Here is a 25,307-nt window from a genome sequence, read left to right on the forward strand (position 1 = left end):
TCCACGGCGCACCGTCCCCGTGGACGGCGCGCCGTGGACGTCGCACGACGAGGCACCGCGAAGCACGCATCGAGGAGGGGCTCCGCATGACGCACCAGCCGACCGGGTCGGACGCACCGCCGGCCCAGGACGCCGCTGCGCTCGTCGCGGCGACCGTCGCCGCCGTCCGCCCGCTCGACGCGGACGCGACACGGCAGGCCCGCGAGCGGCAGGACCGGCTCACGAAGCCGCGCGGCGCCCTCGGGGTGCTCGAAGACGTCTCGGTCCGGCTCGCCGGCCTCGCCGGGGTCTGCCCGCCGCCGATGCCCGAGCCCGCAGCGGTGGCCGTCTTCGCCGCCGACCACGGCGTCCACGCGCAGGGCGTCACCCCGTGGCCGCAGGAGGTCACGGCGCAGATGGTCGCGAACTTCGTCGCGGGCGGCGCCGCCGTCAACGCGTTCGCCGCGCAGGCCGGGGCCCGGGTCGTCGTCGTCGACGTCGGGGTCGCGTCCCCGTTGCCGGTCGTCGACGGCACGGACGACGTCCTGCTCGACCGGCGCGTCCGGCCCGGCACCCGGGACCTCACGCAGGGCCCGGCGCTGACCCGCGACGAGGTCCACGCCGCGCTCGCCGCGGGCATCGACGTCGCGCAGCGCCTCGTCGCCGAGGGGCGGCGCTGCCTGCTGACCGGTGACATGGGCATCGCGAACACGACGGCGTCCGCCGCGCTCGTCGCCGCGTTCACCGCAGCCCCTGCCGCCGACGTCACCGGCCGGGGCACAGGCGTCGACGACGAGACCTGGCGCCGCAAGGTCGCCGTCGTCGAGCAGGGCCTGGCCGTCCACGCCGGTGCCGTGGCCGCGGCCGCGACCGACCCGGTCGGCGTCCTCGCGGCCTTCGGCGGCCTCGAGCACGCGGCGATCGCGGGGTTCGTCCTCGGCGGTGCCGCCGCCCGCGTCCCGGTGATCCTCGACGGCGTCATCGCCGGCGCCGCGGCCCTCGTCGTCCGCGCGCTCGCCCCCGACGCGATCGACGCGTGCATCGCCGGCCACCGCTCGGCCGAGCCGGGGCACGCCGTCGCCCTCGAGGCCCTCGGCCTGCGGGCGCTCGTCGACCTCGACCTGCGGCTCGGCGAGGGCACCGGAGCGGTGCTCGCCCTGCCGCTGGTCCAGTCCGCCGCCCGCGCGCTGCGCGACATGGCGACCTTCGACTCGGCCGGTGTCGCGGACAAGGGCGACTCGGCGACGTCCTCCGCATGAGCGAGGGCGTGACCTCCCCGGCGCCGGACCCCTACCTCGCCGGGCTGCGCCTCGCCGGCCGCCGGGTCGTCGTCGTCGGCGGCGGCGCGGTCGCCCAGCGGCGGGTGCCGGGGCTGCTCGCCGCGGGCGCCGTCGTCACCGTCGTCGCGCCCCGGATCACGCCGACCCTGGAGCCGCACGTCACGGCCGGCACGATCACGTGGCACGAGCGCCCCTACGCGGACAGCGACCTCGACGGCTCCTGGTACGTGCTCGCGCTCACCGATGACGCGGCGGTCAACGCCCGCGTCGTCGCGGACGCCGAGGCCCGGCGCGTGTTCTGCGTCCGGGCGGACGACGGGACGCGAGGCACGGCCGTCACCCCGGCCACGGGGCGGCAGGGCGCCGTGAGCGTCGCCGTGCTCGGGGGCGGCGACCCGCGCCGGGCGGTCGCCGTCCGGGACGGCGTCGTCGACGCGATGCGCGAGGGCCGCCTCGACACCCTGCCCCGCCGCCCGCCCCGGGCGCAGGACGCGTCGACGCCGCTGCCCGGCGTCGCCGTCGTCGGCGGCGGCCCGGGGGACGCCGACCTCATCACGGTCCGCGGCCGCCGCCTGCTCGCGCACGCCGACGTCGTCGTCGTCGACCGGCTCGCCCCGCAGAGCCTGCTCGCCGAGCTCGCCCCGCACGTCGAGGTCGTCGACGCCGCGAAGCTGCCGCGCGGCCGGTTCATGGCCCAGGAGGCGATCAACGCCTGCCTCGTCGAGCACGCGCTCGCCGGCCGGTTCGTCGTCCGGCTCAAGGGCGGCGACCCGTACGTGTTCGGCCGTGGCTCCGAGGAGGTCGAGGCCTGCGTCGTCGCCGGCGTCCCGGTGACGGTCGTCCCCGGCGTGACGAGCGCGATCTCGGTCCCCGGCCTCGCCGGGATCCCGCTCACGCACCGCGGCGTCGCGCACGAGGCCGTCGTCGTCTCCGGCCACCTCGCCCCCGACGACCCCGGCTCGCTCGTCGACTGGCCCGGCCTGGCCCGCCTGCGCGGCACCCTCGTGCTCCTCATGGCCGTCGACCGGCTCCCGCAGATCGCCGAGGTCCTGCTCGCCCACGGCCGCGACCCGCAGACCCCCGCCGCCGTCGTCCAGGACGGGTCGCTGCCGACCGAACGCGTCGTCACCGGCACCCTCGCCGGCATCGCCGGCGCCGCGGCCGCAGCGGGCGTCCGGCCGCCGGCGATCGTCGTCGTCGGGGGAGTGGTCGCGCTGCGCGACCGGCTGCTGCCGCCGCCGGTGCCCGCCCCTGCACCGGGGCCATGACGTGGAGATCGTCTCGGACGACGGCGCGCTGTTCGCCCTCACGGTGGTCGGGTACGAGTTCCCCGACCTCGAGGCGCTCGCGGCCGCCGACCCGGACGCCGAGCCCGACGAGGACGACCTCAACTGGCTCGTCGTCCGCGGCGAGGTCACGACGGCGGACGGCACGCACTGGTCCTTCGAGGACGGCTGCCTCACCGCCTGGGAGGCGGCCGACCTCGGCGCCTGGCTGCGCGCGGTCGCGGACGGCGTCCCGGCCGACGTCACCGACGCCTGGCTCGAGGACGGCCGGATCTCCTTCACCGAGCCCGCTCTCGCGTTCGACCTCGCCGATGCCCCCGCGCCCGGCCGGGTCGTCGTCCGGGTGGCGCTCGCCGCCGAGGCGCTCCCGCCGGACGCCGACACTCCGACGGCGGTGACGCTGACGCTCGTCACGACCACCGACGCGCTCGCCGTCGCGGCGACGCGCTGGACGCGCGCCCTCTCCAAGCACCCGCCCCGCTGACGGCCGGGGCTGATCTAGATTGCTGGGCATGACCGACGCCCAGACGCTCGACGCCCTCGGCGGCGCGAAGTACGTGCGCCTCACGACGTTCAAGAAGGACGGGACCGCGGTGCCGACCCCCGTCTGGCTCGTCCGCGACGGTGTGCACCTGCTCGTCATAACCGCCCTCGGCACGGGCAAGGCCAAGCGGCTGAGGCACACCGCGCGCGTGCTCGTCGCGCCGTGCGACGGCCGGGGCCGGGTCAAGCCCGGTGTGACCGACGTCGAGGCGACGGCCGAGCTGCTCACGGACCTCGCGGATGTGGAGCGGACGGCGCAGCTCGTCAAGGCCCGCTACGGCTTCATGTACACGATCGCGATGTGGGCCCAGCGCCGCCGCGGCACCGACACGAGCCAGGGCGCGGCGATCCGCATCACCGTCTGACGCCAGGCCGTCCGACGCCCCGGCCGCTGGTGCTCAGGCTCCCCGGGTGCACACGATCGGGCCGTTCAACGGGCCCATGGATGTGCATGCCGGGAGCCTGACGGGTCGATCGGTGTCGGCGGGCGGACAGTGCCCGGTCCGGACGTCACGCGTCGCGGTCCCGCGCCTCGAGCTGTTCCAGGTCCTCCTGCCACGTCCGGGGGCCGCCGAGCTCCGACCGCGGCACCCGCTCCAGATGGGTGACCCAGCCGCTCTCGGTGCCGTCTGAGAGCGCCACGACCCCGCCCTCGACGAGGGCACCGTCGCGGACGAGGACGTCCCCGGGCACGACGTCACGCCACGCGCGCCGGGTGACACGCCCCGCCCAGACCTCGTCGTACGCACCGGTCGCCGGGTCCGGCGGGACGGCGACCGCGCCGTCCGCGACGACGAACCGGACGCCGTCCCCGACGTCGTTCGAGAAGCCGAGCACTGTGACGACGCCGCGCGGCAGCGCGTCGACGGCGGTGCTGCGCAGCGGGGTCAGTCGCTTCAGCTCCGAGCGGACCAGCCAGGCCCACCACAGCGCGAAGCCGGGGCCGGCGGCCCACCAGACCCCGTTCGGCAGGTCGAACGGTCCGGTCCCCGGGGCGCGCGCGAGGAACGAGGCCGCTGCCGGGCAGTCCCCACCACGTGAAGAGCCCGGCGACGGCCAGCCCGCCGCCGAACCACGCGAGCGCCCGGGGCCGGACCAGCTCGCGCACCGCGCGCAGCGGCTGCGGCCCGCGCCGCACGGGGGTCAGGTTCATCGCGGCGGTGACGTGCGGCGGGCACGCACGACGGTCCCGTCCTGGCGACGGACGTCGGGCAGCCGGCCGGCTCCGGGGACGACGGCCTCGACGACACCGTCGGGCAGCGGGGCGTCGGACGCCGCCCCGCCGGATCTGGTGCGGTTGCGCACCTCGACGTTCCGGTCGTCGAGGACGCGCGAGACCCAGACGGTGCCGAACGGGCCGGTGAGCGCGAGCCGCCGCTGCCGTGGCGGGGTGCCGGCCTCGGGGGCGGCGTCACCCCAGGCATGGACGACGTCCCCCGCGACGAGCAGGTCGTCGCCGGCGTGCAGCCCGACGTCGCAGCGGGACCCGCCGTCGACCGTCTCGAGGACCCAGTACAGGCCGTCGCTGCGCATCCCGACGACCCGGACCGGCACCGGCTCGAGGGCGCGGGACAGGTACTTGGTCGTCCGCCGCCGGAGCGGGACGCGGACGAGAACGGCCGAGATGAGGGCTGCGCCGACGAGGGCCGCTCCGATGCCGACGAGCACCAGGTCGAGCGGCCTGCGGACGACGGCGACGGCGAGCGTGACCGCTCCGGGGCCGCCCAGGAGGACGAGCGCGCTGACGGTGTGGCCGCGGACCTGGTCGGCCGTCACGGTGCCCGGGCCGAACGACGGACGGGCGGCCACGTCGCCGCGGACGTCGACCGGCGGCCGCCCGGGATCGACACCGTCCGCCTCGTCGGCGGCGTCGGCCGTGGCCCGGACACGGTCGCGCAGGCCCGAGAACACGAACCACGCGAGGACGGCGGCGCCTCCGGTCAGGTGAACGCCCACCCGGGACTCGGCGATCAGCGGAACCCCGACGACGACGCCGATCGGCAGCACGATCATCACGGACGTCGCCCACGGCCGCCGCCGGAACGCCCGGCCCCAGTAGCCGTCGGGACGGGCCCGACGCAGCAGCCCCGGCTCGAGCTCCGGCCGCTGCGCCGCGTCGTCCGTCGCGTCGTCCGTCGCGTCGTCCGTCACGCCGCGGCCCGCTCCGGGGCGACGTCACCGACGATCGCCCGCAGGCGCGGCGCCGTGAGCGGGTGCACCTTCGGCGAGACGGTGCGCCGGTCGCCGAGGGTGAGGACGACCGGGTCGTGGTCGCGGGCGTCGACGTCGGCGACGAGGACGTCACCGACGACCGCGTCGGCGAGGACGCCGGTGCGCAGCGCCGTCCACGCGAGGGTGTCCGAGGTGAGCACGAGCAGGCCGCGGCCGGGGACGCCGACGGCACGGACCGTGAGCGTCGTCCGGACGAGCGGGCGGGCCTCCAGCCGGCGGGTGTCGTAGAGCCAGGGCAGGTCGACGGTGAGCAGCACGTAGAGGCCGAGGCCGACGAAGGCCGACAGCAGCGTCGGGTCCTCGCCGGGGTGCCGCGAGACGTGGTGGCCGAGCGGGGCGGCGACGACGAGCACGAGGCTCGCGACGACCCGGGCGCGCCGGTGCCGGCGCTCGACCGCGGCGTCGGCCGGTCCGGGCGGCGGGGTCGCGGCGGGGTCCGTGGTCACCGGGCGGCGCTGCGGCGCGGCCCCCTTCGACACCGGCTGCCGGACGGCGGCCGTCGCGACGGCCATGAGGCACAGCGCCCCGACGACGAGCGCGATGGCCGGCAGCCCGTCGCCCTCGAGGACGAAGCCGGCCCCGAGCAGCGCGATGACGACCGCGGCCGCGAGCAGGAACCGCACCCGGCACCGCCGCAGCGCCGCGGGCTGCGCCCCCCACTCACGGACGGCGCAGCGCCCGCCTCCGCCCGCGCCCCCGATCACGTCGCCAGGGTAGGCCCCGACCGGCAGCCCGGGAGGCGGTCCCGTCAGACGGCGAGCCAGACGGCGGTGTCGGCGGGCAGCCCCTCGGTCGCCGACAGGTCCAGCGGGACGCTCGCCAGGAGCACCCTGCCCGCGGGCAGCGGCGCCGGCGTGGACCCGCAGTTCACCAGGCAGACGACGCCCGGCTCGCGGCGGAACGCGACGACGTCGTCCCCGAGGTCGAGCCAGGTGATGTCCGCGCCCGTGCCGGCGCCGAGCGCCGGCAGGTCCCGGCGCAGCCGCAGCGCCTCGCGGTAGAGCGCGAGCATCGACGTCGGGTCGCCCTCCTGGGACGCCGCGGACACCGCCGACCACGACGCCGGCTGCGGCAGCCAGGGCGCGGCGCCGCCGAAACCGAGCGACGGCCCGTCCGGCGCCCACGGCAGCGGCACCCGGCAGCCGTCGCGGCCGCGCTCGATGTGCCCCGACCGCTCCCAGGTCGGGTCCTGGAGAAGCTCCTCGGGCAGGTCCTCGACCTCCTCGAGGCCGAGCTCCTCGCCCTGGTAGAGGTACACCCCGCCGGGCAGCGCGAGCTCGAGGAGCAGCGCCGCGCGGGCCCGGCGGCGGCCGAGCTCGACGTCCGTCACGCCGTTGCTCCCGTGCAGCGGGTCGGCGGAACGCTCCGACTGCGGGCGCCCGAGCCGGCTCACGTGCCGGGTGATGTCGTGGTTGCTCAGGGTCCACATCACCGGGGCACCGACCCGGTCGTGGGCGGCGAGCGAGCTCGTCGCCGTCGCCCGCAGCTCGGCGGCGTCCCACGCGGCGCGGACGAAGTCGAAGTCGAACGCCGTGTGGAGCTCGTCGGGGCGCAGGTAGGCCGCGAGCCGCTCGGGGGAGGACACCCAGGCCTCGGCGACGAACAGCTTCGGCGGGTCGTAGGAGTCGGCGAGGACGCGCCACTCGCGGTAGATGTCGTGGACGCCGGGCAGGTCCCAGTGCGGGTGGTCGGCCCGGTCCGGGGTGCCCAGGAGGTGCTCCTCGTCGTCCCCGAGGTCGGGCATGGCCGGGTCCTTGACGAGGCCGTGGGCGACGTCGATCCGGAAGCCGTCGGCACCGCGGTCGAACCAGAACCGCAGGATGTCGAGGAACTCGCCGCGGACCTCGGGGTTCTCCCAGTCGAGGTCGGGCTGCTTCGGGTCGAACAGGTGCAGGTACCACTCGCCGGGCGTCCCGTCGGGCTCGGTGACCCGCTCCCACGCCGGGCCGCCGAAGACGGCCTTCCAGTCGTTCGGCGGCAGCGCGCCGTCCGGCCCCTTGCCGGGCCGGAACAGGTAGCGGGCCCGCTCCGGCGAGCCGGGCCCGGCCGCGAGCGCCGCCACGAACCAGGCGTGCTCGTCGGAGGTGTGGTTGGGGACGATGTCGAGGATGACCTTGAGGCCCAGCGCGTGCGCCTCGTCGATCATCGCCTGCGCCTCGTCGAGGGTGCCGAACGCGGGCTCGATGTCGCGGTAGTCGGAGACGTCGTAGCCGCCGTCCGCCTGCGGCGACGGGTACCAGGGGTTGACCCAGATCGCGTCGACGCCGAGCGCCGCCAGGTAGGGCAGCCGCTGCCGGATGCCGGCGACGTCGCCGAGGCCGTCGCCGTTGCCGTCGGCGAAGCTGCGGATGTACAGCTGGTAGGTCACCGCCGAGCGCCACCACGGGTCGTCCGTGCGGGTCGCGGCGGGAACGGGCGCGGGGGCGGTGGCGGGGCCCGGGCCGGTCGTCGGGTCGGCTGCCATGTCGGCGGTCTCGGACGTCACGGCCGACCACACTACAAGCGCTTTCAGCGACGTCACGCCGACTGCGCGCGGATGTCCGCGAGAAAAGCGCGCTCGGCTGCATCCGGATGATCGACCGGCGCGGAAGTGGGGTCGACAACGGCGTCCGGCCGTCGATCCGAAAGGTCTCGCCCATGAAGCTCTCGCGCCGCCTCGCCCTGGTCGCCTCCGCTGCGGCCCTCTCCCTCGCGGGCACCGCCGCCGTCGCCCCGTCCGCCAGCGCGACGACGACCGGCACGAAGTCCCTCGCCGCGGTCCTCACCGCGGACAAGAGCGGCTTCGACACGAACAAGTACGACTACGACATCGTCACCGCCGCCGTCCTCGCCGTCCTCGGCGCGAAGCCGAAGTCGGCCGTCGGCGTCCTCACCAAGGGCGACGTCGCCGTCACGGCGTTCATCCCGAACGACCAGGCGTTCCGGTACCTGGTCCACTCGCTCACCGGCAAGTGGGTCAGCAAGGAGAAGGACGTCTTCGCGGCCGTCGCCGGCCTGGGCATCGACACCGTCGAGACCGTGCTGCTCTACCACGTCGTCCCCGGCGCGACGGTGACCGCCAAGCAGGCGCTCAAGCTCGACGGCGCGAAGCTGACGACCGCCCAGGGCGGGACGATCAAGGTCAAGGTCACCTGGCACTGGTGGATCCCGACGATCACGCTGCGCGACAAGGACACCAACGCGAAGAACCCGGTCGTGAACAAGGTGAACATCAACAAGGGCAACAAGCAGATCGCCCACGGCATCGACCGGGTGCTGCGCCCGGTCGACCTGCCGCCGCTCGCCGCTCACTGACCGACCCGCTCCGCGACGACCCGGCAGGCGATCCGCCTGCCGGGTCGTCGGCGTCCGGGGCTGTCGTCGCAGGCCCGGGCCGGTCTACGGTGATCTTCACGCCGGACGCCGGACGCCGGCTGCCGGATACCGCAGCAGGGGGCCGCCATGCCGTTCAAGGAGCACGAGGTCGGCAAGGGCACGATCGCCTACCGGGGTGAGGACCCGGAGTACTGGTGGCGCAAGTCCGCGCTGTGGCGGCCCCGGCGCTACGCCATCACCGCCGCGCTCGCCGTCCTGGGCCTGATGCTGCTCGGCTACGCCGCGAGCCCGCTCGCGCAGCACCACCAGGAGGCGAAGGTGCTCACCCGGACGGCGGTGACCCCGCTCGACCCCGAGGACCGCCTCGGCCCGCACGCCCTCATCGAGGTCCGGATCCTCCACGAGGGTGCGGGCGGGCCGACCCGGATCGTCGCCGGTACCGAGGCCCTCACGGACGACACGTACCGTCCTGGCGAGATCGTCACCGTGACGACCGGCGGTGCGGGACGCACGGTCCTCGGCGCCGACGACCTGCTGTGGCCCTGGATCTTCGGCGGCGTGCTCGTCGCCGTCGCGGCCGGCCGGTGGGTCTGGGACCGGCGCACCGCCGACCGGCTGCACTACTTCCGCTGAGGCCGCCGTCCCGGCTGCCCTACCGCGTCGTGCCCGGGCCCGTCCGCCGCGTGCCGGCACCCGCCGGGGCCTGACCCTCGCCGGGGTGCGACGCAGCCGACGACGAGAGCCGCAGGACGTCGTCGAAGGCGCCCGGGCGACCCAGCAGGTAGCCCTGGCCGACGACGCACCCCGTGTCGAGGACGAGCTGGGCCTGGTCCCGGGTCTCGATCCCCTCGGCGACCACGTCGGCGCCGAGTGCCTGGGCCAGCGCGACGACGGCAGCGAGGAGTGCACCTCTCGAGCTCTCCTGGGTCGCGACGAAGAGCCGGTCGATCTTGATGATGTCGATCGGCAGCGAGCCGATGCGGCCGAGGGAGGAGTAGCCGGTGCCGAAGTCGTCGATGGCGATGCGGACCCCGCCCTCCCGCAGCCGGCTGAGCGCTGCCACCGCGACCGGCTGGTCGTCGCCGAGGATCGACTCGGTGACCTCCAGGACCAGCCGCTCCGGGGCGAGCCCTGCCGTCTCGAGGAGAGCGAGGACGGTGTCCGCGTAGCCCGGGCGTCGCAGGTCGGCGCCCGTGACGTTGACGCCGAGCCGGAGCAGTCCGGCGGGCGGCTCCGTGGTGGTCGCGAGAGTCTGGACGGCCGTTGTGAGCGCGAACCAGTCCAGGTCGCAGATGGTGCCGGTGGCCTCGGCGACGGGGATGAAGTCGCCCGGCGGCACCGGTCCCCGCACCGGATGCGCCCAGCGCAGCAGAGCCTCGCAGCCGACGACCTCGCCGGTGTCCAGACGCACGATCGGCTGGTAGGCCAGGTAGAACTCGCCCCGGGCCAGCCCGCGCCCGATCTCCAGCCCGAGGGTCTGGGTCCAGGCGTCCGGGTCGACGCAGTTCTTGCCGGCCAGCTTGGCCCGGTGCAGCGAGGCCCCGGCCCGGGTCGTCAGGAGCGCGAGGGTGTCGCCGGCGCAGTACCGGCCGATCCCGGCGGTGACGGTGCCCGGGTAGGGGAGGTTCGACCTGAGCCGGTCGACCACCGCGACGGCGTCGCCGGAGACCGCGCCCGGGAGCAGCAGTGCGAAGCGGCCGCGCTCCAGGTCGTACAGCGAGGCCCCGGCGGGGAGCCGGTCGCGCCAGATCCGCACGCAGGCCCGGACCGTCGTGTCCGTGGCGCGCCGGCCCAGCTGCCTGTCCACGTTCTTGAGGTCGTCGAGGTCGAGCAGGCTCATGACGGTGCCCTGCGCCCGGTCCGGCCGGCCCAGGAGCTCGTCGAGCGCGCGCTCGAACACGTGCCGGTTCGGCAGCCCCGTCATGGCTCCGGTCTCGAGCCGCCGGACCGCTCGTGCCGCCCGGGCCGTGCTCCACCCGAGCGCCGCCGCGACGGCACAGCCCACGGCGACCGAGGTGACGGGGACGAGCCCGTTGATCCCCATCACGACAAGGGACCCGGCGACGACGGCGACACCCGCGAGCACGGCGAGCACGGCGCCGGAAGCGCGCCGACGGGCCGCGGGCACCCGGCCCGGCGCGTCGGTCGGCCGTTCGGCACCCGCGGTCACCCCCGGGGTATCGGCGTGCGTCACTTCGGCCTGAACCTCGTCCCTGGGCCTGGCGCGCACGCGCGGCAGTGCCCGCCTCCGTGGTGATCGCCACGCTACGCCGCCCCCGGCGGCCCTGCGGCCGAACTGCGGGCGGGACCGGGCGTCGTCCGGTGCAGTCCCTGACTGCGGGTAGTTTGGAGGTCATGGCGGAATTCATCTTCACCATGACGAAGGCGCGCAAGGCGCTCGGTGACAAGGTCATCCTCGACGACGTCTCGATGTCGTTCTACCCGTCCGCCAAGATCGGCATGGTCGGCCCCAACGGTGCGGGGAAGTCGACCATCCTCAAGATCATGGCCGGCCTCGACCAGCCCTCGAACGGTGAGGCCCGGCTGACGCCCGGCTACACGGTCGGCATCCTCCAGCAGGAGCCTCCGCTCACCGAGGAGAAGGACGTCCTGGGCAACGTCCAGGAGGGTCTCGGCGAGATCAAGGTCAAGCTCGACCGGTACAACGAGATCGCCGAGAAGATGGCGGTCGACTACTCCGACGAGCTCATGGAGGAGATGGGCCGCCTCCAGGAGGACATCGACCACGCCGACGCGTGGGACCTCGACGCCCAGCTCGAGCAGGCGATGGACGCCCTGCGCTGCCCGCCGCCGGACGCCGACGTCACCGTCCTGTCCGGTGGTGAGCGCCGCCGGGTCGCGCTGTGCAAGCTCCTGCTGAGCAAGCCCGACCTCCTGCTCCTCGACGAGCCGACGAACCACCTCGACGCCGAGAGCGTGCTCTGGCTCGAGCAGCACCTCGCCGGCTACGCGGGCGCCGTCATCGCCGTCACGCACGACCGGTACTTCCTCGACAACGTCGCGCAGTGGATCGCCGAGATCGACCGCGGCCGCCTCTACCCGTACGAGGGCAACTACTCGACGTACCTGGAGAAGAAGCAGGAGCGCCTGCAGGTCCAGGGCCGCAAGGACGTCAAGCTCGCCAAGCGCCTCAAGGAGGAGCTGGAGTGGGTGCGGCAGAACGCCAAGGGCCGCCAGACGAAGAGCAAGTCCCGGCTCGCCCGCTACGAGGAGATGGCCGCCGAGGCCGAGCGCACCCGCAAGCTCGACTTCGACGAGATCCAGATCCCGCCGGGCCCGCGCCTGGGCAGCCAGGTCATCGAGGCGAAGGGGCTCACGAAGGGCTTCGGTGACCGGGTCCTCATCGAGAACCTCTCGTTCTCGCTGCCCCGCAACGGCATCGTCGGCGTCATCGGCCCGAACGGCGTCGGCAAGACCACCCTGTTCAAGACGATCGTCGGCCTGGAGCCGATCGACTCCGGTGACCTCAAGGTCGGCGAGACGGTGAAGATCGCCTACGTCGACCAGGGCCGCACGTCGCTCGACCCGAAGAAGAACGTCTGGGAGACCGTCTCCGACGGCCTCGACTACATCAAGGTCGGCCAGGTCGAGATGCCCTCGCGGGCGTACATCTCGGCCTTCGGCTTCAAGGGCCCGGACCAGCAGAAGCCGGCCGGCGTGCTGTCCGGCGGCGAGCGCAACCGGCTCAACCTCGCCCTGACGCTCAAGCTCGGCGGCAACCTGCTGCTGCTCGACGAGCCGACGAACGACCTGGACGTCGAGACCCTCGGCTCGCTCGAGAACGCGCTGCTCGAGTTCCCCGGCTGCGCCGTGGTCGTCTCCCACGACCGGTGGTTCCTCGACCGGGTCGCGACGCACATCCTCGCGTACGAGGGTGACGACGAGAACCCGGCACGGTGGTTCTGGTTCGAGGGCAACTTCGCCTCGTACGAGGAGAACAAGGTCGAGCGCCTCGGCGCCGACGCGGCCCGCCCGCACCGGGTGACGTACCGCAAGCTCACGCGCGACTGACCAGCCCAGGAGCCCCCGGCGGTTGCCGGGGGCTCCTGCGCGTCAGAGACCGGTCGTCCCGACCGGTTCGTCCCGCATCGTGGGCGGACGTCGTGAATCGATGCATCCGCCGTTGGTGATCTCCATACTGGCGGGCGTGCATGATCCACGACCCGGTGCCGCGCCGGCCCCTGCCCACGACGGGGCGGACTTCACCGGGTCGTGCCGCTGGCGGACCGGTGCCGTGCTTGCTGCCCTCGGCGCCGGCGGCGTGGTCGCCGCCGTGCTCCTGGACCCGGTCGGCACGGCCGCCCGCCGGCCGTTCACGGGCTACCTCGTGGGGGCGGTCGTCGCGCTGGCCTCCGGCCTCGTCGTGCTCCTCGCGCCGCGCCTCGGGCTGACCCTGCGGCCGGCGGCGCACATCCCGCCGGCCCGCGTCGTCGGCGCGCTCATGGTCGTCCGCGGCGCCTCCTGGGCGCTCCTCGCGGGCTCCGCGCTCGACGGTCGGGTCGGCGTCCCGGAGGCCGGGGACGCCGTCAACCCGGTGACCGGGTTCCTCGCGATCGGTGCCGCCCTCGCCGCGGCGCGCGGGATGCGGCCGCACCGGTCCCGGCTGCTCGTGCTCCAGATCCTCATGACGACCTCGACGACGCTCCTCGCGCTCTGGGCGGTCGCGTTCAGCAGGGCGCCGGACGACGTCCCCGCGGCGGACGTCGCGTGGTGCCTGGCGCTCGTGGCCGTCTTCGTCGTCCAGCTCGTCGCGGGCATCCTCGTCCTCGGCGCCGAGGGCGTGGTCCGGACGAGCCCGACGACGGTCGCGCTCGTGCTCATCACCGTCGGCGACGTGACCGGCCTGCTGACGACGCTCTCGGCGCCGCGGCACGTCCCTGCCGTCGCCCTCGCCTGCTGGTGCGCCGGCTGGCCGCTGCTCGCGTGGCGCGTCCTCACCGTGCGGACCGAAGCCGCGCCCGTGCCGACCCACCTGCTCCGGCTGCGCCGCCAGGCCGCCACGTCGACGATCGTCCTCGCCGTCGCCGGCCTGGGCGTCCTCACCGCGATCGCCACCTGGGCCACGGGGCTGGCCCCGGCGCCGACGGGCGCCGTCGCGGGCACCCTCATGCTCCTGTCGCTCGGGTCGTTCGCGCTCCACGAGGGGGTCGTCGGGGCCGACCGGCTCCGGCTCACCGAGGACCTCGCCGAGCAGGCGCTGCGTGACCCCTGGACCGGCCTGGCCAACCGGCGGGGCCTGTCCGAACGGATCCGGCTGGTCCCGGCCGGCTCCGAGTGGGCCGTGCTCGCCCTCGACCTCGACGGCTTCAAGGCCGTCAACGACGTCCACGGCCACAGCCACGGCGACACCGTGCTGGCCGAGGTGGCCCGCGTCCTGCGGGCGAACGCGCCGCCCGGTGCACTCACGGCCCGCACCGGCGGGGACGAGTTCGCGATGCTCGTGCCCGGGGACGTCGAGCACGGCCGGCAGATCGGCACCGCCGTGGTCGCCGCGGTGCCGCAGGCGCTCGGGCCGCTCGCGCTCGCCGTGCCGATCACCGTGAGCGTCGGCGTCGGGCGGCTGGGGCCGGGCGGCCCGGCGGCCGCCGACCCGGCGGGCAGCGACCCGCTCACCCCGCTCGTCGAGGCGTCCGCGGCGCTGCGGTCGGCGAAGGCCGGCGGCCGTAACCGGGTGCAGGTCTACCCCGGGCACGTCGCCCGGCTGCGCGAACGCAGGCTGCGCGTCGAGTCTCGGCTGCGCGACGTCCTCGGACCGCCGCCCTCCGGGCCCGCCGCAGCGCCGGTCGGTGCGGTGACGTCGGTCGGCCAGCCGGTCGTCGACCTCGCGACCCGGCGGGTCGTCGCGGTCGAGGCACTGGCCCGCTGGCACGACACGGAGCTCGGGACGGTCCCGCCCTCGGAGTTCGTCCCGGTCGCCGAGGAGACCGGGCTCGTCGCGTCCATGGGGACGATGGTGCTGCGGTCCGCGCTCGACGGCTTCGCCGAGCAGGGGCTCGTCGGCAGCGACCTGGTCCTCGGCGTCAACGTCTCGCCGATCGAGCTGCGCAGCCCGGCGTTCGCCGAGTCCGTCGCCGGGATCCTCGCGGCCGCTGCGTTCCCGCCGCGGCGCCTCGTCATCGAGGTCACCGAGGCGGTGCTCGTCGCGGAGGACGACCCCGCCGTCCGGGTCCTGGGGGCCCTGAGCGACCTCGGCGTCCGGGTCGCCATCGACGACTTCGGCACCGGGTACTCGGCGCTGGGGTACCTGCGGCGGCTGCCGGTCCAGGCGCTGAAGATCGACCGGTCGCTGCTCGACGAGGCCAGGACGACGGTGCGCACCCGGCACCTGCTCGCCGGCCTCACGGACCTCGCCGGCCGGATCGGGGTCTCCGTCGTCGTCGAGGGCGTCGAGGACGAGCACACCGCCCGGATGGCGCAGGACCTAGGGGCGGCCCTGGGCCAGGGGCACTTCCTCGGCCGGCCGATGCCGTGGGCGGAGGTGGCCCGGCGGTTCCGGGGCCGCGTCCCCGGGTCGCCGTGACCCCCGTTCACCCGGTCGGCCCCGTTGCCTCTGCGGGCGGTGACCGTGGATGATCACGCCGTGACCCCGGCGCCGTCCTCCCCGCCCTCGTGACGCGGACGCCGGACGGGACCCGGCCCCAGGTCTCCGCGGTGGTCCTGCGGGGTGCCGTCGGCCTCGGCTGGGTGCTCGCCGCCGGCTACCTGCTCTCGGACGTCCTCGCCGGCCGGCCCGGCTTCCTCGCGGCAGGACTGACAGGCGTCGCGGCCGCCGTCACCGTGCTCGTGGCGGACCGCCTCGGTCTCGCGGTGCCGCCCTGGACCGACGTCACGACGTCGCTCCGGTACCCGTTGGCCTCCGCCCTGCGGGCCACCACCGGGTGCCTGCTCCGCTCGTCGGGCTGGCTGCTGTTCGCCTGGTCCGTCCGGGACGGCCGGCCGCTGGGGCTGCCCGCAGCAGGCGACGCCGGCCTCGTGGCCCAGAGCGTCGTGCTCGTCGTGGGAATCCTCGTCACCGGACCGCGGCGCACCTGGGTGCGCAGCCTGCGGCTCGGCTTCGACGCCGTCCTCAGCACGTTCGCCGTGGTGCTCGCGCTCTGGGTGCTCCTCGTCGGGCCGCGGACGGACTACGACTTCGGCCGGCGCGACGTCCTCGTCGTTCTCGGCTTCTGCTTCCTGCTGCTCCTCCAGCTCGTCCTCGTCACCCTGGTCGTCGTCCGCGAACCGGTGACGCACGGGCCGACCGCGGTGCTCGCGACCGGCCTGCTGGTCGCCACCGAGGTGGGTGTCGTCGTCACCGCCGTGGCCGGCGGCCGGTCCGTCTCCTGGCCGCTCGCCGTCGGATGGGTCGTCGGCTGGCTCCTCATGTCGTGGTCGGTCCTGTGGAACCGGCCGCTGCCCGGCGACCTCGTGCCGGCGGACGTCGCGGAACGCCACGAGATCCGCTCGACGGACGTCGCCACCGGGACGGTCGTCGTCGCGGCCTTCGTCTCGGTGGTCGGCTACGGCACCACCGGGCGAGGCTTTCCCGGCGGTACGGCCGGGTCGGTCGTCGTCCTCGTCGGGATCTGCCTGTTCGCAGCCCGGGAGAGCCTGCTCGGCCGGCTGCGGGCGCGCCTGACCACCCAGCTGCGCAGACAGGCCCGGATCGACCCGCTGACCGGTCTGGTCAACCGGCGCGGTCTCACCGAGCGGATCCGGCGGATCCCGGCCGGCGCCGAGTGGTCCGTGCTGGCCCTCGACCTCGACGGCTTCAAGGCCGTCAACGACGTGCACGGCCACGCGGCCGGCGACGAGGTGCTCGTCGTCGTCGCCGAGGCGCTGCGCGCCCTGGCCCCCGACGCCGGGGTCGCCGCCCGGACCGGCGGCGACGAGTTCGCCGTCCTCACCCCGGGCGACGTCGACGCCGGCCGGCAGCTGGGCAACCGGATCGCCGCCGCCGTCCGCGAGCAGGTCGCAGGTCTGGGCCTGGGCCCGCGGATCACCGTGAGCGTCGGCGTCGGCCGGGTCGACCCGGCCCCGGGCGCCGGNGACCGGCTCGTCGCCGTCGTCGAGGCCGCGGCCGCGCTGCAGGCGGCGAAGGCGCTCGGCCGGGACCGGGTCCAGGTCTACCCCGGGCTCGTCGCCCGGCAGCGCGAGCGGCGGCTGCTCCTCGAGGCCCGGCTGCCGCAGGCGCTCGCCGACGGCTCGGTCACGGCCGTCGGGCAGCCGATCGTGGACCTGCGCACCGGCGCCGTCGTCGCCGTCGAGGCCCTCGCCCGCTGGGACGACGACCTGCTCGGCCAGGTCCCGCCCGCCGAGTTCGTCGTCGTCGCCGAGCGCTCGGGCCTGGTCCCCGAGCTCGGCCGGTGCGTCCTCGCGTCGGCCGTCGAGGGCTACCGCGAGCACGGGCTCGTCGGCTCCGGGCTGCGCCTCGCCGTCAACGTGTCGCCGCTGGAGCTGCGCGGGCCCGGGTACATCGACGGGCTCGCGGACGTCCTCGCCCGCACCGGGATGCCGGCCCGCGACCTCGTCGTCGAGGTCACCGAGGCCGTCGTCATCGAGGCCGGCGACCCGGCGGTGCGGGTGCTGTCGGCGATCAACGACCTCGGCGTCCAGGTCGCCATCGACGACTTCGGCACCGGCTACTCGGCGCTCGGCTACCTGCGGCGGCTGCCGGTCCAGGCGCTCAAGGTGGACAAGTCCCTCGTCGGCGAGGCGCTCACGAGCGTGCGGACCCGGCAGATCGTCTCCGGGGTCGTCGACCTCGCCCGCCGGCTCGGGCTCGTCGTCACCCTCGAGGGCATCGAGGACGGCGACACCGCGCGGCTCGCGGTGGACCTCGGCGCCGACCAGGGGCAGGGCTACTGGTTCGGGCGGCCCGTCACGTGGGACCTCGTCGCGCTCGCAGCGTCGCAGGAACCCCCCGGCGCGGCCGCAGGGTGACGAGCGGCTGCAGACCGGGGTCGAAGCCGGGGGCCACCTCGGCCCGCCAGTCCCGGGCCAGCGTCGCGAGCAGGAGCGTCGCCTCCATCTGCGCGAACGCGGCCCCGATGCAGACCCGCGAGCCGGCCCCGAACGGCAGGAAGGCCCCGCGCGGCTGACCGGGGGCGGCCTCGTCGTACCGGCCGTCGGCGTCGAGCCAGCGCTGCGGCCGCCACCGGTCGGCGTCCGGGCCCCACGACTTCGGGTCGCGGCCCAGCGCGAACGGCGAGACGAAGCAGACCGTGCCGGCCCGCACCGGCTCCTCGCCGAGCGTGAGGTCGGTCGTCGCGACCCGGGTCGTCGTGTGCGCCGGCGGGCGCAGCCGCAGCGTCTCGGCGACGACGGCCCGGGTCACCGGCAGCGCCTGCCAGTCCGCGCGGTCCAGCGCGTCGAGGGCCTGCGGCGTCGCGAGCTCGCTGTCGAGCCAGGCCGCCGCCTCCGGGTCGCGGGCGAGCTCGTACCAGGCCCACGACAGCAGCACCGCGGTCGTCTCGTGCCCGGCGAGCAGCAGCGTGAGCACCTCGTCGCGGACCTGCCGGGCGGGCATCGGCTCGCCCGTCTCCTCGTCGCGGACGGCGAGCAGCATGCTCACCATGTCGCCGGCGTCGCCGCCCGCGCGCCGGGCCGCGACGACGTGCTCGACGACCTCGTCGAGCGCGGCGACGTCCCGCCGGACACGGCGCCGCAGCGGGGTCGGCAGCCGGACGGCGAGCAGGCCGAGCGGGCGCATGACCCGGGGGAAGAGGCTCAGCAGGTCGCCCTGGGCGCGGGCGACCGTGGCCGCGTCCTCGGTGACGTCCATCCCGAAGATGGTCCGGCCGACGACGTCGAGCGTCAGGCTCGACATCTCCTCGGCGAGGTCGAGCCGCTGCCCGTCGAGCCACTGCGCCGAGCGCTCCCGCGCCGCCCGGACGGCGTCGGTCGCATAGACGGCGATCCGCCCCGGGTGGAACGCCGGCTGCACGAGCCGGCGCTGCCGCTTGTGGAGCTCGCCGCTGCTCGTGAGCAGGCCCTGGCCGAGGATCGTCCGCAGGACGGCGATGCCGCGGCCCTGCGTCGTCCCCGTGGGGCGGGTGAGCAGGTCGCGGGCCAGGCCGGGGTCGCAGACGACCGCGAAGCGGATCGGCCCGGACCGGCCCTGGACGACGCCCGAGTGGGTCGCGACGAGCGCGGCCATCTTCTCCGGCATCGCGTCGAAGTCGAGCAGGAGCCCGCGCAGGCCCGGGGGCGGACCCTGCGCGGCCTGAGCGGCGCTCGTGGCGGTCATCGCGGCAGTCTCTCCCGGGGCACCCGGACCATCCCCTCCTGCGCGACCGAGCACGCGAGCGTGCCGTCGCGGGTGTAGATCCGGCCGAGCCCGAGACCCCGCGAGCCCTGCGCCGACGGGCTCTCCTGGGTGTAGAGCAGCCAGTCGTCGGCCCGGGCCGGCCGGTGCCACCACATCGCGTGGTCGAGGCTGGCCATCTTCAGGCCCGGGGTGATGAACGCCAGGCCGTGGGCGCGCAGGATCGGCTCGAGGAGCGAGTAGTCGCTCGCGTACGCGAGGACGGCGGCATGCAGCGCGGGGTCGTCCGGCAGCCTGCCGACGGCCCGCATCCACAGCGACTGCCGGGTGGACGGCTCGGTGGCCGGGTCGACGTAGAGCGGCTCCTCGACGTGCCGCAGGTCGATCGGCCGCTGCCGCACCCAGTAGTTGCCGCCGTACGTGCCGGCGAACCGCTCGGCGACCGTCGGCAGCGTCTCGGGGGCGGGCACGGACGGCATCGGCTCGGCGTGGTCGACGCCGTCGGCCGCCTCCTGGAAGGAGACGATCATCGACAGGATCGGCCGGCCGAACTGGAGCGCGTGCGTGCGCCGGGCCGAGAACGAGCGGCCGTCCCGCAGCCGCTCCACGGCGAAGGAGATCGGCTCGTTCGAGTCGCCCGCGCGCAGGAAGTAGCCGTGCAGCGAGTGCACCGGCCGGTCCGGGTCGACCGTGCGCTGGGCCGCGACGAGGGACTGCGCGAGCACCTGACCGCCGTAGACCCGGCCCCAGGGCTGCGGCTGGCTCTCGCCGGTGAAGACGTCGTCGCCCTCGGCCGGGACCGCGCGCAGGTCGAGCACCCGCAGCAGCGTCTCGAGCGCCTCGTTCTCGTCCGCCGGGGCCTTGTCCTGCCAGGCCGGGTCGGGCTCGCGGACGGGGCGGGTCTCGGTCTCGTCCACCGGTGGCGCGCTCTGGTTCGTCTCCTCGGGCACGGGCGTCATTGTGTCCCTCCGGCCGGGGCGGCGCCCACCATCCGGGCGGCGAGGTCGGCGTAGAGGGCGCCCAGGGCGGCGGGGGAGTCCCGGCCGGCCGGGTCGTACCAGCGGGCGACGTCGATGCCGAGCGACAGGACGGCGCGGGCCACCCGGCGCGGGTCGGCCGCCGTCATGACCCCGGCCCGGACGCCGTCCGCGACCGTCGCCTCGACGGCCCCCTCGATCCGGCGCCGCAGCGCGACCGAGTGCGCGCGGGCGTCGTCCGGCAGCGCCCCGAGCTCGTACTGGACGACGCGCGCGATCCGGTGGTGGGTCGCGTGCCACGCGACGAAGTCGGCGACGACCAGCCGCAGCCGCTCGACGGGGCCGGCGCCGCGGGCCACCGCGGCCTCGACGAGCGCGAGCGCCGCCTCGTGACCGGTGCTGCTGATCTGGGCGAGCAGCGCCGCCTTGCTCGGGTAGTGCACGTAGAGCGCCGCCGGCGACAGCCCGGCCCGGGCGGCGATGTCCCGGGTGGTCGTCGCGTGGTAGCCGCGCTCGGCGAACGCGTCGACGGCCCCGACGAGCATCCGCCGGGACGCCTCCGGCTCGACCGCCGCCCACAGGGCGTCGGGCGACGTGTGCGGCACCGCGGCCTCCCGGTGGTTGACGACGGCGCCCCGGTCCGGCGACGCTGGTCCGAGCATCGGAGGTAAGCAAGCGCTTAGTCAAGGCCCGGCCGCGCCGGGCCGTCGACCGAGAGTGGGGGAGCCCGTTGGAACGCACGATCTTCACCGCGGAGCACGAGTCGCTGCGGGGGTCCGTCGCGGAGTTCCTCGACCGGCACGTCCGGCCGCGGTACGACGCGTTCGTCGAGGCGAAGGCGATCCCGCGCGACGTCTGGGTCGAGGCCGGCAAGCAGGGCTTCCTCGGCCTCCAGGTGCCCGAGGAGCACGGCGGCGGCGGGGTCGCGGACGACTACCGGTTCACCGTCGTCCTCGGCGAGGAGCTGAGCAAGGTCTCGGCCGCGATGTCGTCCTGCTTCGGGATCCACGCGGACGTCGTCGCGCCGTACCTCACCGAGCTGACGACCGACGAGCAGAAGGCGCGCTGGTTGCCCGGGTTCTGCACCGGCGAGATCGTCACGGCGATCGGGATGACCGAGCCGAGCGGCGGCTCCGACCTCGCCGCGCTGCGGACGACCGCCGTCCGGGACGGCGACACGTTCGTCGTCAACGGCTCGAAGACGTTCATCACCAACGGGTACGGCGCCGACCTCGTGCTCGTGGCGGCCCGCACCGACCCGGCCAGGGGCGCGAAGGGCATCTCGCTGCTCGCCGTCGAGACCGGCATGGCCGGCTTCACCCGCGGCCGCAAGCTCGACAAGGTCGGCCAGGACGAGTCCGACACCGCGGAGCTGTTCTTCGACGACGTCCGCGTGCCCGCAGCCAACCTCGTCGGCGGGCTCGACCGCGGGTTCGTCCACATGATGGAGCGGCTGCCGCAGGAGCGGATCGGTGCCGCCGTCGGCAACCTCGCGCACGTCCGGCAGATCCTCGACGAGACGATCGAGTACGCCAAGGCGCGCCAGGCCTTCGGGCAGTCGATCGGCAGCTTCCAGCACAACAAGTTCCTCATCGCCGACCTCGTGACCCAGGTCGAGGTCGCGCAGGCGTTCGTCGACCAGTGCGTGCTCGCGCACTGCGACCGCAGGCTCTCCGCCGTCGACGCGGCGAAGGCGAAGTGGTGGACGGCGAAGGTGCAGAACGACGTGCTCGACGCGTGCGTCCAGCTCCACGGCGGCTACGGGTTCATGAACGAGTACCGGGTCGGCCGGGCCTGGCGCGACGCCCGCGTGACGAAGATCTGGGCCGGCTCGAACGAGATCATGAAGGAGCTCATCGGCCGCGACCTCGGGCTGTGAGCCCGGGCGCCGCCGCGGGTACCTGGGAGGTCGACGACCTGTGAAGATGCACGAGGACGGCCCCGAGGGCGGGACCGCGACGAGGAGGGCACCGTGACGATGGGACGCTTCGACGGCCGGGTGGCTGTCGTGACCGGCGCGAGCCGCGGCATCGGGCTGGCGATCGCGCAGCGGCTCGTCGCCGAGGGCGCGAAGGTGGTCGTCACGGCGCGCAACGCCGGGCCGCTCGCGGAGGCCGTGGAGCTGCTCGGCGGCGCGGCGCACGCCGCGGCCGTCGCGGGCAAGGCGGACGACGTCGCACACCAGGAGGAGGTCGTCCGCGCCGCCGTCGAGCTCTTCGGCGGGCTCGACGTCCTCGTGAACAACACCGGGATCAACCCGGTGGCCGGCCCGGTCGCGAGCACCGACCCGGCGGCGATCGCCAAGACCTTCGCGGTGAACTTCACCGCGGCCGCGGGCTGGGTCGAGCGCGCCTGCCAGGCAGGGCTCGGCTCCCGGCCGGGGGCCGCCGTCGTCAACATCGCCTCGGTCGCGGGGCTCAAGCCGTCGCCGCCGATCGGCGTGTACGGCGCGAGCAAGGCCGCGCTCATCCACCTCACCGCCGAGCTCGGGGTCGAGCTCGCCCCGCGGATCCGGGTCAACGCGGTCGCGCCGGCCGTCGTCAAGACGAAGTTCGCGACGCTGCTCTACGAGGGCCGCGAGGAGGAGGTCGCGCGGGCGTACCCGCTCATGCGGCTCGGCGTCCCCGAGGACATCGCCGGCCCCGTCGCGTTCCTCGCGAGCGACGACGCGGCCTGGGTCACCGGGCAGACCCTGACGATCGACGGCGGCCTGCTCCTCGCCGGGTCCGTCGCATGAGCACGCCCGCGTCGCCGCCGCCCACGCCGCCGCCGTCCACGCCCCCGCCGACGATGCAGGCGTGGCAGGTCGGCGCGCACGGCGAGCCGGTCGACGTCATGCGGATCGTCGAGGTGCCCGTGCCGACGCCCGGGCCGGGGCAGGTCCTCGTCGAGGTCTGGTCGACGGCGCTGAACTTCCCCGACGTCCTGCTGGCCCGGGGCCACTACCAGGAGCGGCCGCCGCTGCCGTTCACGCCCGGCATCGAGATGTGCGGCCAGGTCGTCTCCGTCGGGCAGGGCGTGGGCAAGCACCTCGTCGGGGAGCGCGTCGTCGGCACGACCGTGCTCCCGCAGGGTGCGCTGGCCCGCTACGCGATCGCGCCCGCCTCCGACATCCACGAGGCGCCGACCGGCCTGGACGACGTCACGGCGTCCGCGCTCCACATCGCCTACCAGACGGCGTGGTTCGCGCTGTACCGGCGGGCGAACCTGCGCGTCACCGAGACCCTGCTCGTGCACGCCGCCGCGGGCGGCGTCGGCAGCGCCGCCGTCCAGCTCGGCAAGGCGGCCGGGGCCCGGGTCATCGCCGTCGTCGGCGGCCCGCTCAAGGCGATGGCCGCCCGCGGCCTCGGCGCCGACGTCGTCATCGACCGGACGACGACCGACGTCGTCGAGGCGGTCAAGCAGGTCACCGGCGGCAAGGGGGTCGACGTCGTCTTCGACCCGGTCGGCGGGGCGGCCTTCACCGCCTCGACGAAGGTCGTCGCCTTCGAGGGCCGGATCGTCGTCATCGGGTTCGCGAGCGGCGAGATCCTCCCCGCCGCGACGAACCACCTGCTCGTGAAGAACTACTCGGTCGTCGGCCTGCACTGGGGGCTGTACCGGTCGAAGAACCCCGAGCTCGTCCGCCGCTGCCACGAGGAGCTGACGAACCTCGTCGACGCGGGCGCCGTCCGACCGCTCGTCAGCGAGCACATCGACTTCGACCGGGCGTCCGCGGCGCTCGGCCGGCTCGCTGCGGGGGAGAGCACCGGCCGGATCGTCGTCGCGCCGCCCCCTGCGTAGCCCGCACCCGGACGAGAGACGGGCGCCGGCGCACCCCTGTGCGGTGCGCCGGCGCCCGGTCTCGTGCCGCGGAGCGCCCCGTCCGCGCGGACCGGCGGTGCTCCGCCTGCCGTCGGCCCCTTCGGAACGGTGATCTGCTGGTCGGACGCCGCCACCGCAGGCTTGAGCCGATCCCGGCGCCCGATCGTGCGTGACCCCGGTCACGAAGTCCGGGGCGGCGCTCGGCCGGCGGGCGCGCGGTGGTCCATCATGGGGCCGTGCCTCGCCACCGGGTGCTCACGCCGCTGCGCTGGTCCGACATGGACGCATACGGCCACGTGAACAACGTCCAGTTCCTGCGCCTCGTCGAGGACGCGCGCGTCGTCGCGTTCGCCGCGGCCGGCAGCGACGAGGGGGGCTCCGTCGTCAGCACGGGGCTGCTCGTCGCCCGCTCGGAGATCGAGTACGTCGAGCCGCTCGTCTACCGGACGGCGCCGGTCGCCATCGACCTGTGGGTCACGGCCTTCGCCGGGGCCAGCTTCGACCTCCAGTACGAGGTCCGCGACGACCCCGCCGAGAAGGGCGGCAAGCCCGTGATCTACGCCCGGGCCGAGTCGACGCTCGTCCTCTACGACCTGGAGAACCACCGGCCGCGGCGGATGACCCCCGAGGAGCGGACGACGCTCGAGGCGTGGGTCGACGAGCCGTTCGTGTGGCGCTCGCTAAAGGCGCGCACCCGGTGACCGCCCTGCTGCTGGCGGACGCGCAGGTGCACGGCGACCTCGCGACGTTCGTCGCCCGGGCCAAGCGGGTCGACCCGGACGGCGCGGCCCGGCTCGTCGGGCACGGGGACGTGCTGGCCGTCTACGTCTCGCCAGTCCACGGCGGCGGCGGCCCGACGGTCCTCGGCCTGCGGACGCTCGCGCTCGGGGCCCCGACCGACCTCGACGTCACCGTGCCGCTCGCGGCGCTCACGGACCGCTTCGCGCGCCCGGCCGACGACGACGCCTCCGACGGCCCGGTCCCGCTCGCCGTCCCGCCGGTGCCGGTCGCCGCCCCCTGGGCCGGCGTCACCCCGCCCCGCACGGGCTGGACGGCGGTCGGCCTCGTCGAGTCCGCGACCCTGCGGCAGGTGGCCGCCGGCGGGATCGCCGAGGTCGCGCTCGGGATGCCGGACGTCGCCGGTGCCGCCGCCGTCGCCCGGCTGCGGGCCGGGGTCTGGGGCCGGCCGCTGTTCGGCGCCGGCGGCGGACCGGACGTGCCGGCCGGCGTCGCCTACACCGCCGACGCCCTCGGGTTCGTCACCGAGGGGGAGCCGGCCGCGCTGTACTCCAGCGGCCCGTGGTGGCGGCTCACGACGTCCCGGGGGCACGTGCTCGCGCGGCGCCCGGCCTTGCTCTGACCCGCAGGGCTCCTGGGCGCCGACGACGACGCCGTCCTCTGGCGGCATGTGCACGCTACGTCGGCGTCCTTTGGCGGGTGACGCACCTCTCCGGCTGACGTCCTCTGGTGCGCAAAGCACCTCGCGTCGTCCTCTGGTGTCAGAAGTACCCCAAAACATGATTTTGAGGTACTTCTGACACCAGAGGACGAGACAGTGTGCGGCACCCACCAGAGGACGCCGACGTAGCGTGCGCGACGCACCAGAGGACGCCGACGTAGCGTG

At 75.3% G+C, this 25,307-nt stretch carries 22 protein-coding genes and 1 pseudogene; 15 read left to right on the forward strand and 8 right to left on the reverse strand.

Annotated elements, in window-relative coordinates:
- From cobT to EDJALFJO_RS02140, 4 genes are all read left to right on the forward strand, one after another.
- On the forward strand, positions 1–1,238 hold a 1,238-nt coding region (cobT, locus tag EDJALFJO_RS02125), incomplete at its 5' end, for a nicotinate-nucleotide--dimethylbenzimidazole phosphoribosyltransferase (RefSeq protein WP_369812479.1).
- Complete coding sequence (gene cobA, locus EDJALFJO_RS02130) at positions 1,235–2,527, forward strand: uroporphyrinogen-III C-methyltransferase (protein ID WP_088281737.1); 1,293 nt, start codon at positions 1,235–1,237, stop codon at positions 2,525–2,527. The genes cobT and cobA, both read left to right, overlap by 4 nt.
- Position 2,528: 1 nt before the next feature.
- A complete protein-coding gene (locus EDJALFJO_RS02135) occupies positions 2,529–3,029 on the forward strand; it encodes a hypothetical protein (RefSeq protein WP_088281739.1) in 501 nt (166 codons plus the stop codon).
- A gap of 28 nt (positions 3,030–3,057) precedes the next feature.
- Positions 3,058–3,453, forward strand: coding sequence for a PPOX class F420-dependent oxidoreductase (locus EDJALFJO_RS02140; RefSeq protein WP_088281741.1), 396 nt, complete (start codon positions 3,058–3,060; stop codon positions 3,451–3,453).
- 145 nt (positions 3,454–3,598) lie between these two features.
- Here the strand turns inward: EDJALFJO_RS02140 and EDJALFJO_RS02145 are convergent, their stop codons facing one another.
- The 4 genes from EDJALFJO_RS02145 to EDJALFJO_RS02160 form a co-directional block, all read right to left on the reverse strand.
- Complete coding sequence (locus EDJALFJO_RS02145; protein ID WP_088281743.1) at positions 3,599–3,925, reverse strand: hypothetical protein; 327 nt, start codon at positions 3,923–3,925, stop codon at positions 3,599–3,601.
- A 312-nt stretch (positions 3,926–4,237) separates the two neighbouring features.
- On the reverse strand, positions 4,238–5,239 hold the full coding sequence (locus EDJALFJO_RS02150) for a hypothetical protein (protein ID WP_088281745.1): 1,002 nt from the start codon (positions 5,237–5,239) through the stop codon (positions 4,238–4,240).
- A complete protein-coding gene (locus tag EDJALFJO_RS02155) occupies positions 5,236–6,024 on the reverse strand; it encodes a hypothetical protein (protein ID WP_143448242.1) in 789 nt (262 codons plus the stop codon). Before EDJALFJO_RS02155 ends, EDJALFJO_RS02150 begins: the two co-directional genes overlap by 4 nt.
- A gap of 44 nt (positions 6,025–6,068) precedes the next feature.
- The gene (locus EDJALFJO_RS02160) at positions 6,069–7,784 is read right to left on the reverse strand and encodes a glycoside hydrolase family 13 protein (RefSeq protein ID WP_088281793.1); all 1,716 of its coding nucleotides are present in this window, start codon (positions 7,782–7,784) and stop codon (positions 6,069–6,071) included.
- Between the two features lie 173 nt (positions 7,785–7,957).
- Between EDJALFJO_RS02160 and EDJALFJO_RS02165 the strand changes: the two genes are divergently transcribed.
- Positions 7,958–8,614, forward strand: a complete 657-nt coding sequence (locus tag EDJALFJO_RS02165) for a fasciclin domain-containing protein (RefSeq protein ID WP_088281749.1) — start codon at positions 7,958–7,960, stop codon at positions 8,612–8,614.
- A gap of 147 nt (positions 8,615–8,761) precedes the next feature.
- Entirely contained in the window at positions 8,762–9,268 is a 507-nt protein-coding gene (locus EDJALFJO_RS02170; protein ID WP_088281751.1) for a hypothetical protein, read from the forward strand.
- Between the two features lie 19 nt (positions 9,269–9,287).
- Here the strand turns inward: EDJALFJO_RS02170 and EDJALFJO_RS02175 are convergent, their stop codons facing one another.
- Positions 9,288–10,829 (reverse strand): bifunctional diguanylate cyclase/phosphodiesterase, encoded by a 1,542-nt coding sequence (locus EDJALFJO_RS02175; protein WP_143448243.1) that lies wholly within the window; start codon positions 10,827–10,829, stop codon positions 9,288–9,290.
- A gap of 161 nt (positions 10,830–10,990) precedes the next feature.
- Here EDJALFJO_RS02175 and ettA point away from each other — a divergent pair, with 161 nt between their 5' ends.
- The 4 genes and pseudogenes from ettA to EDJALFJO_RS36250 all read left to right on the forward strand — a co-directional run.
- Positions 10,991–12,667, forward strand: a complete 1,677-nt coding sequence (gene ettA, locus EDJALFJO_RS02180; RefSeq protein ID WP_088281755.1) for an energy-dependent translational throttle protein EttA — start codon at positions 10,991–10,993, stop codon at positions 12,665–12,667.
- A gap of 136 nt (positions 12,668–12,803) precedes the next feature.
- On the forward strand, positions 12,804–15,176 hold the full coding sequence (locus EDJALFJO_RS02185) for a bifunctional diguanylate cyclase/phosphodiesterase (protein ID WP_143448244.1): 2,373 nt from the start codon (positions 12,804–12,806) through the stop codon (positions 15,174–15,176).
- A gap of 842 nt (positions 15,177–16,018) precedes the next feature.
- On the forward strand, positions 16,019–16,683 hold a 665-nt coding region (locus EDJALFJO_RS36245), incomplete at its 3' end, for a GGDEF domain-containing protein (RefSeq protein WP_369812480.1).
- A gap of 1 nt (position 16,684) precedes the next feature.
- A pseudogene (locus tag EDJALFJO_RS36250) lies at positions 16,685–17,578 on the forward strand (EAL domain-containing protein); the annotation flags it as partial.
- Here EDJALFJO_RS36250 and EDJALFJO_RS02195 read toward each other — a convergent pair.
- From EDJALFJO_RS02195 to EDJALFJO_RS02205, 3 genes are all read right to left on the reverse strand, one after another.
- A complete protein-coding gene (locus EDJALFJO_RS02195) occupies positions 17,517–18,884 on the reverse strand; it encodes a cytochrome P450 (RefSeq protein ID WP_088281761.1) in 1,368 nt (455 codons plus the stop codon). The pseudogene EDJALFJO_RS36250 and the gene EDJALFJO_RS02195 overlap by 62 nt on opposite strands.
- Complete coding sequence (locus EDJALFJO_RS02200; RefSeq protein WP_369812481.1) at positions 18,881–19,729, reverse strand: acyl-CoA thioesterase; 849 nt, start codon at positions 19,727–19,729, stop codon at positions 18,881–18,883. Before EDJALFJO_RS02200 ends, EDJALFJO_RS02195 begins: the two co-directional genes overlap by 4 nt.
- A 128-nt stretch (positions 19,730–19,857) precedes the next feature.
- A complete protein-coding gene (locus EDJALFJO_RS02205; RefSeq protein ID WP_369812482.1) occupies positions 19,858–20,424 on the reverse strand; it encodes a TetR/AcrR family transcriptional regulator in 567 nt (188 codons plus the stop codon).
- Between the two features lie 185 nt (positions 20,425–20,609).
- On the opposite strand from EDJALFJO_RS02205, the gene EDJALFJO_RS02210 reads away from it, so the two are divergent.
- The 5 genes from EDJALFJO_RS02210 (at position 20,610) to EDJALFJO_RS02230 (ending at position 25,043) form a co-directional block, all read left to right on the forward strand.
- Complete coding sequence (locus EDJALFJO_RS02210; RefSeq protein ID WP_088281767.1) at positions 20,610–21,758, forward strand: acyl-CoA dehydrogenase family protein; 1,149 nt, start codon at positions 20,610–20,612, stop codon at positions 21,756–21,758.
- Between the two features lie 99 nt (positions 21,759–21,857).
- Positions 21,858–22,616, forward strand: a complete 759-nt coding sequence (locus tag EDJALFJO_RS02215) for an SDR family oxidoreductase (RefSeq protein WP_088281795.1) — start codon at positions 21,858–21,860, stop codon at positions 22,614–22,616.
- Between the two features lie 53 nt (positions 22,617–22,669).
- Positions 22,670–23,662: an NADPH:quinone oxidoreductase family protein gene (locus tag EDJALFJO_RS02220; protein ID WP_088281797.1), complete on the forward strand. Its 993-nt coding sequence runs from the start codon at positions 22,670–22,672 to the stop codon at positions 23,660–23,662.
- 257 nt (positions 23,663–23,919) lie between these two features.
- Complete coding sequence (locus EDJALFJO_RS02225; protein WP_233149634.1) at positions 23,920–24,384, forward strand: thioesterase family protein; 465 nt, start codon at positions 23,920–23,922, stop codon at positions 24,382–24,384.
- Complete coding sequence (locus EDJALFJO_RS02230; protein ID WP_088281769.1) at positions 24,381–25,043, forward strand: hypothetical protein; 663 nt, start codon at positions 24,381–24,383, stop codon at positions 25,041–25,043. Before EDJALFJO_RS02225 ends, EDJALFJO_RS02230 begins: the two co-directional genes overlap by 4 nt.
- Positions 25,044–25,307: the final 264 nt, after the last annotated feature.

It is taken from the genome of Kineosporia sp. A_224 (genome assembly GCF_002198655.1).
Lineage (GTDB): Bacteria > Actinomycetota > Actinomycetes > Actinomycetales > Kineosporiaceae > R-H-3.

Bases quoted from the DNA above. Each gene is read 5' to 3' on its own strand.
- cobA (WP_088281737.1), top strand. From the start codon at position 1,235: ATGAGCGAGGGCGTGACCTCCCCGGCGCCGGACCCCTACCTCGCCGGG.
- EDJALFJO_RS02140 (WP_088281741.1), top strand. From the start codon at position 3,058: ATGACCGACGCCCAGACGCTCGACGCCCTCGGCGGCGCGAAGTACGTG.
- EDJALFJO_RS02160 (WP_088281793.1), bottom strand. From the start codon at position 7,784: ATGGCAGCCGACCCGACGACCGGCCCGGGCCCCGCCACCGCCCCCGCG.
- EDJALFJO_RS02165 (WP_088281749.1), top strand. From the start codon at position 7,958: ATGAAGCTCTCGCGCCGCCTCGCCCTGGTCGCCTCCGCTGCGGCCCTC.
- EDJALFJO_RS02170 (WP_088281751.1), top strand. From the start codon at position 8,762: ATGCCGTTCAAGGAGCACGAGGTCGGCAAGGGCACGATCGCCTACCGG.
- ettA (WP_088281755.1), top strand. From the start codon at position 10,991: ATGGCGGAATTCATCTTCACCATGACGAAGGCGCGCAAGGCGCTCGGT.
- EDJALFJO_RS02195 (WP_088281761.1), bottom strand. From the start codon at position 18,884: ATGACCGCCACGAGCGCCGCTCAGGCCGCGCAGGGTCCGCCCCCGGGC.
- EDJALFJO_RS02205 (WP_369812482.1), bottom strand. From the start codon at position 20,424: ATGCTCGTCGGGGCCGTCGACGCGTTCGCCGAGCGCGGCTACCACGCG.
- EDJALFJO_RS02215 (WP_088281795.1), top strand. From the start codon at position 21,858: ATGGGACGCTTCGACGGCCGGGTGGCTGTCGTGACCGGCGCGAGCCGC.
- EDJALFJO_RS02220 (WP_088281797.1), top strand. From the start codon at position 22,670: ATGCAGGCGTGGCAGGTCGGCGCGCACGGCGAGCCGGTCGACGTCATG.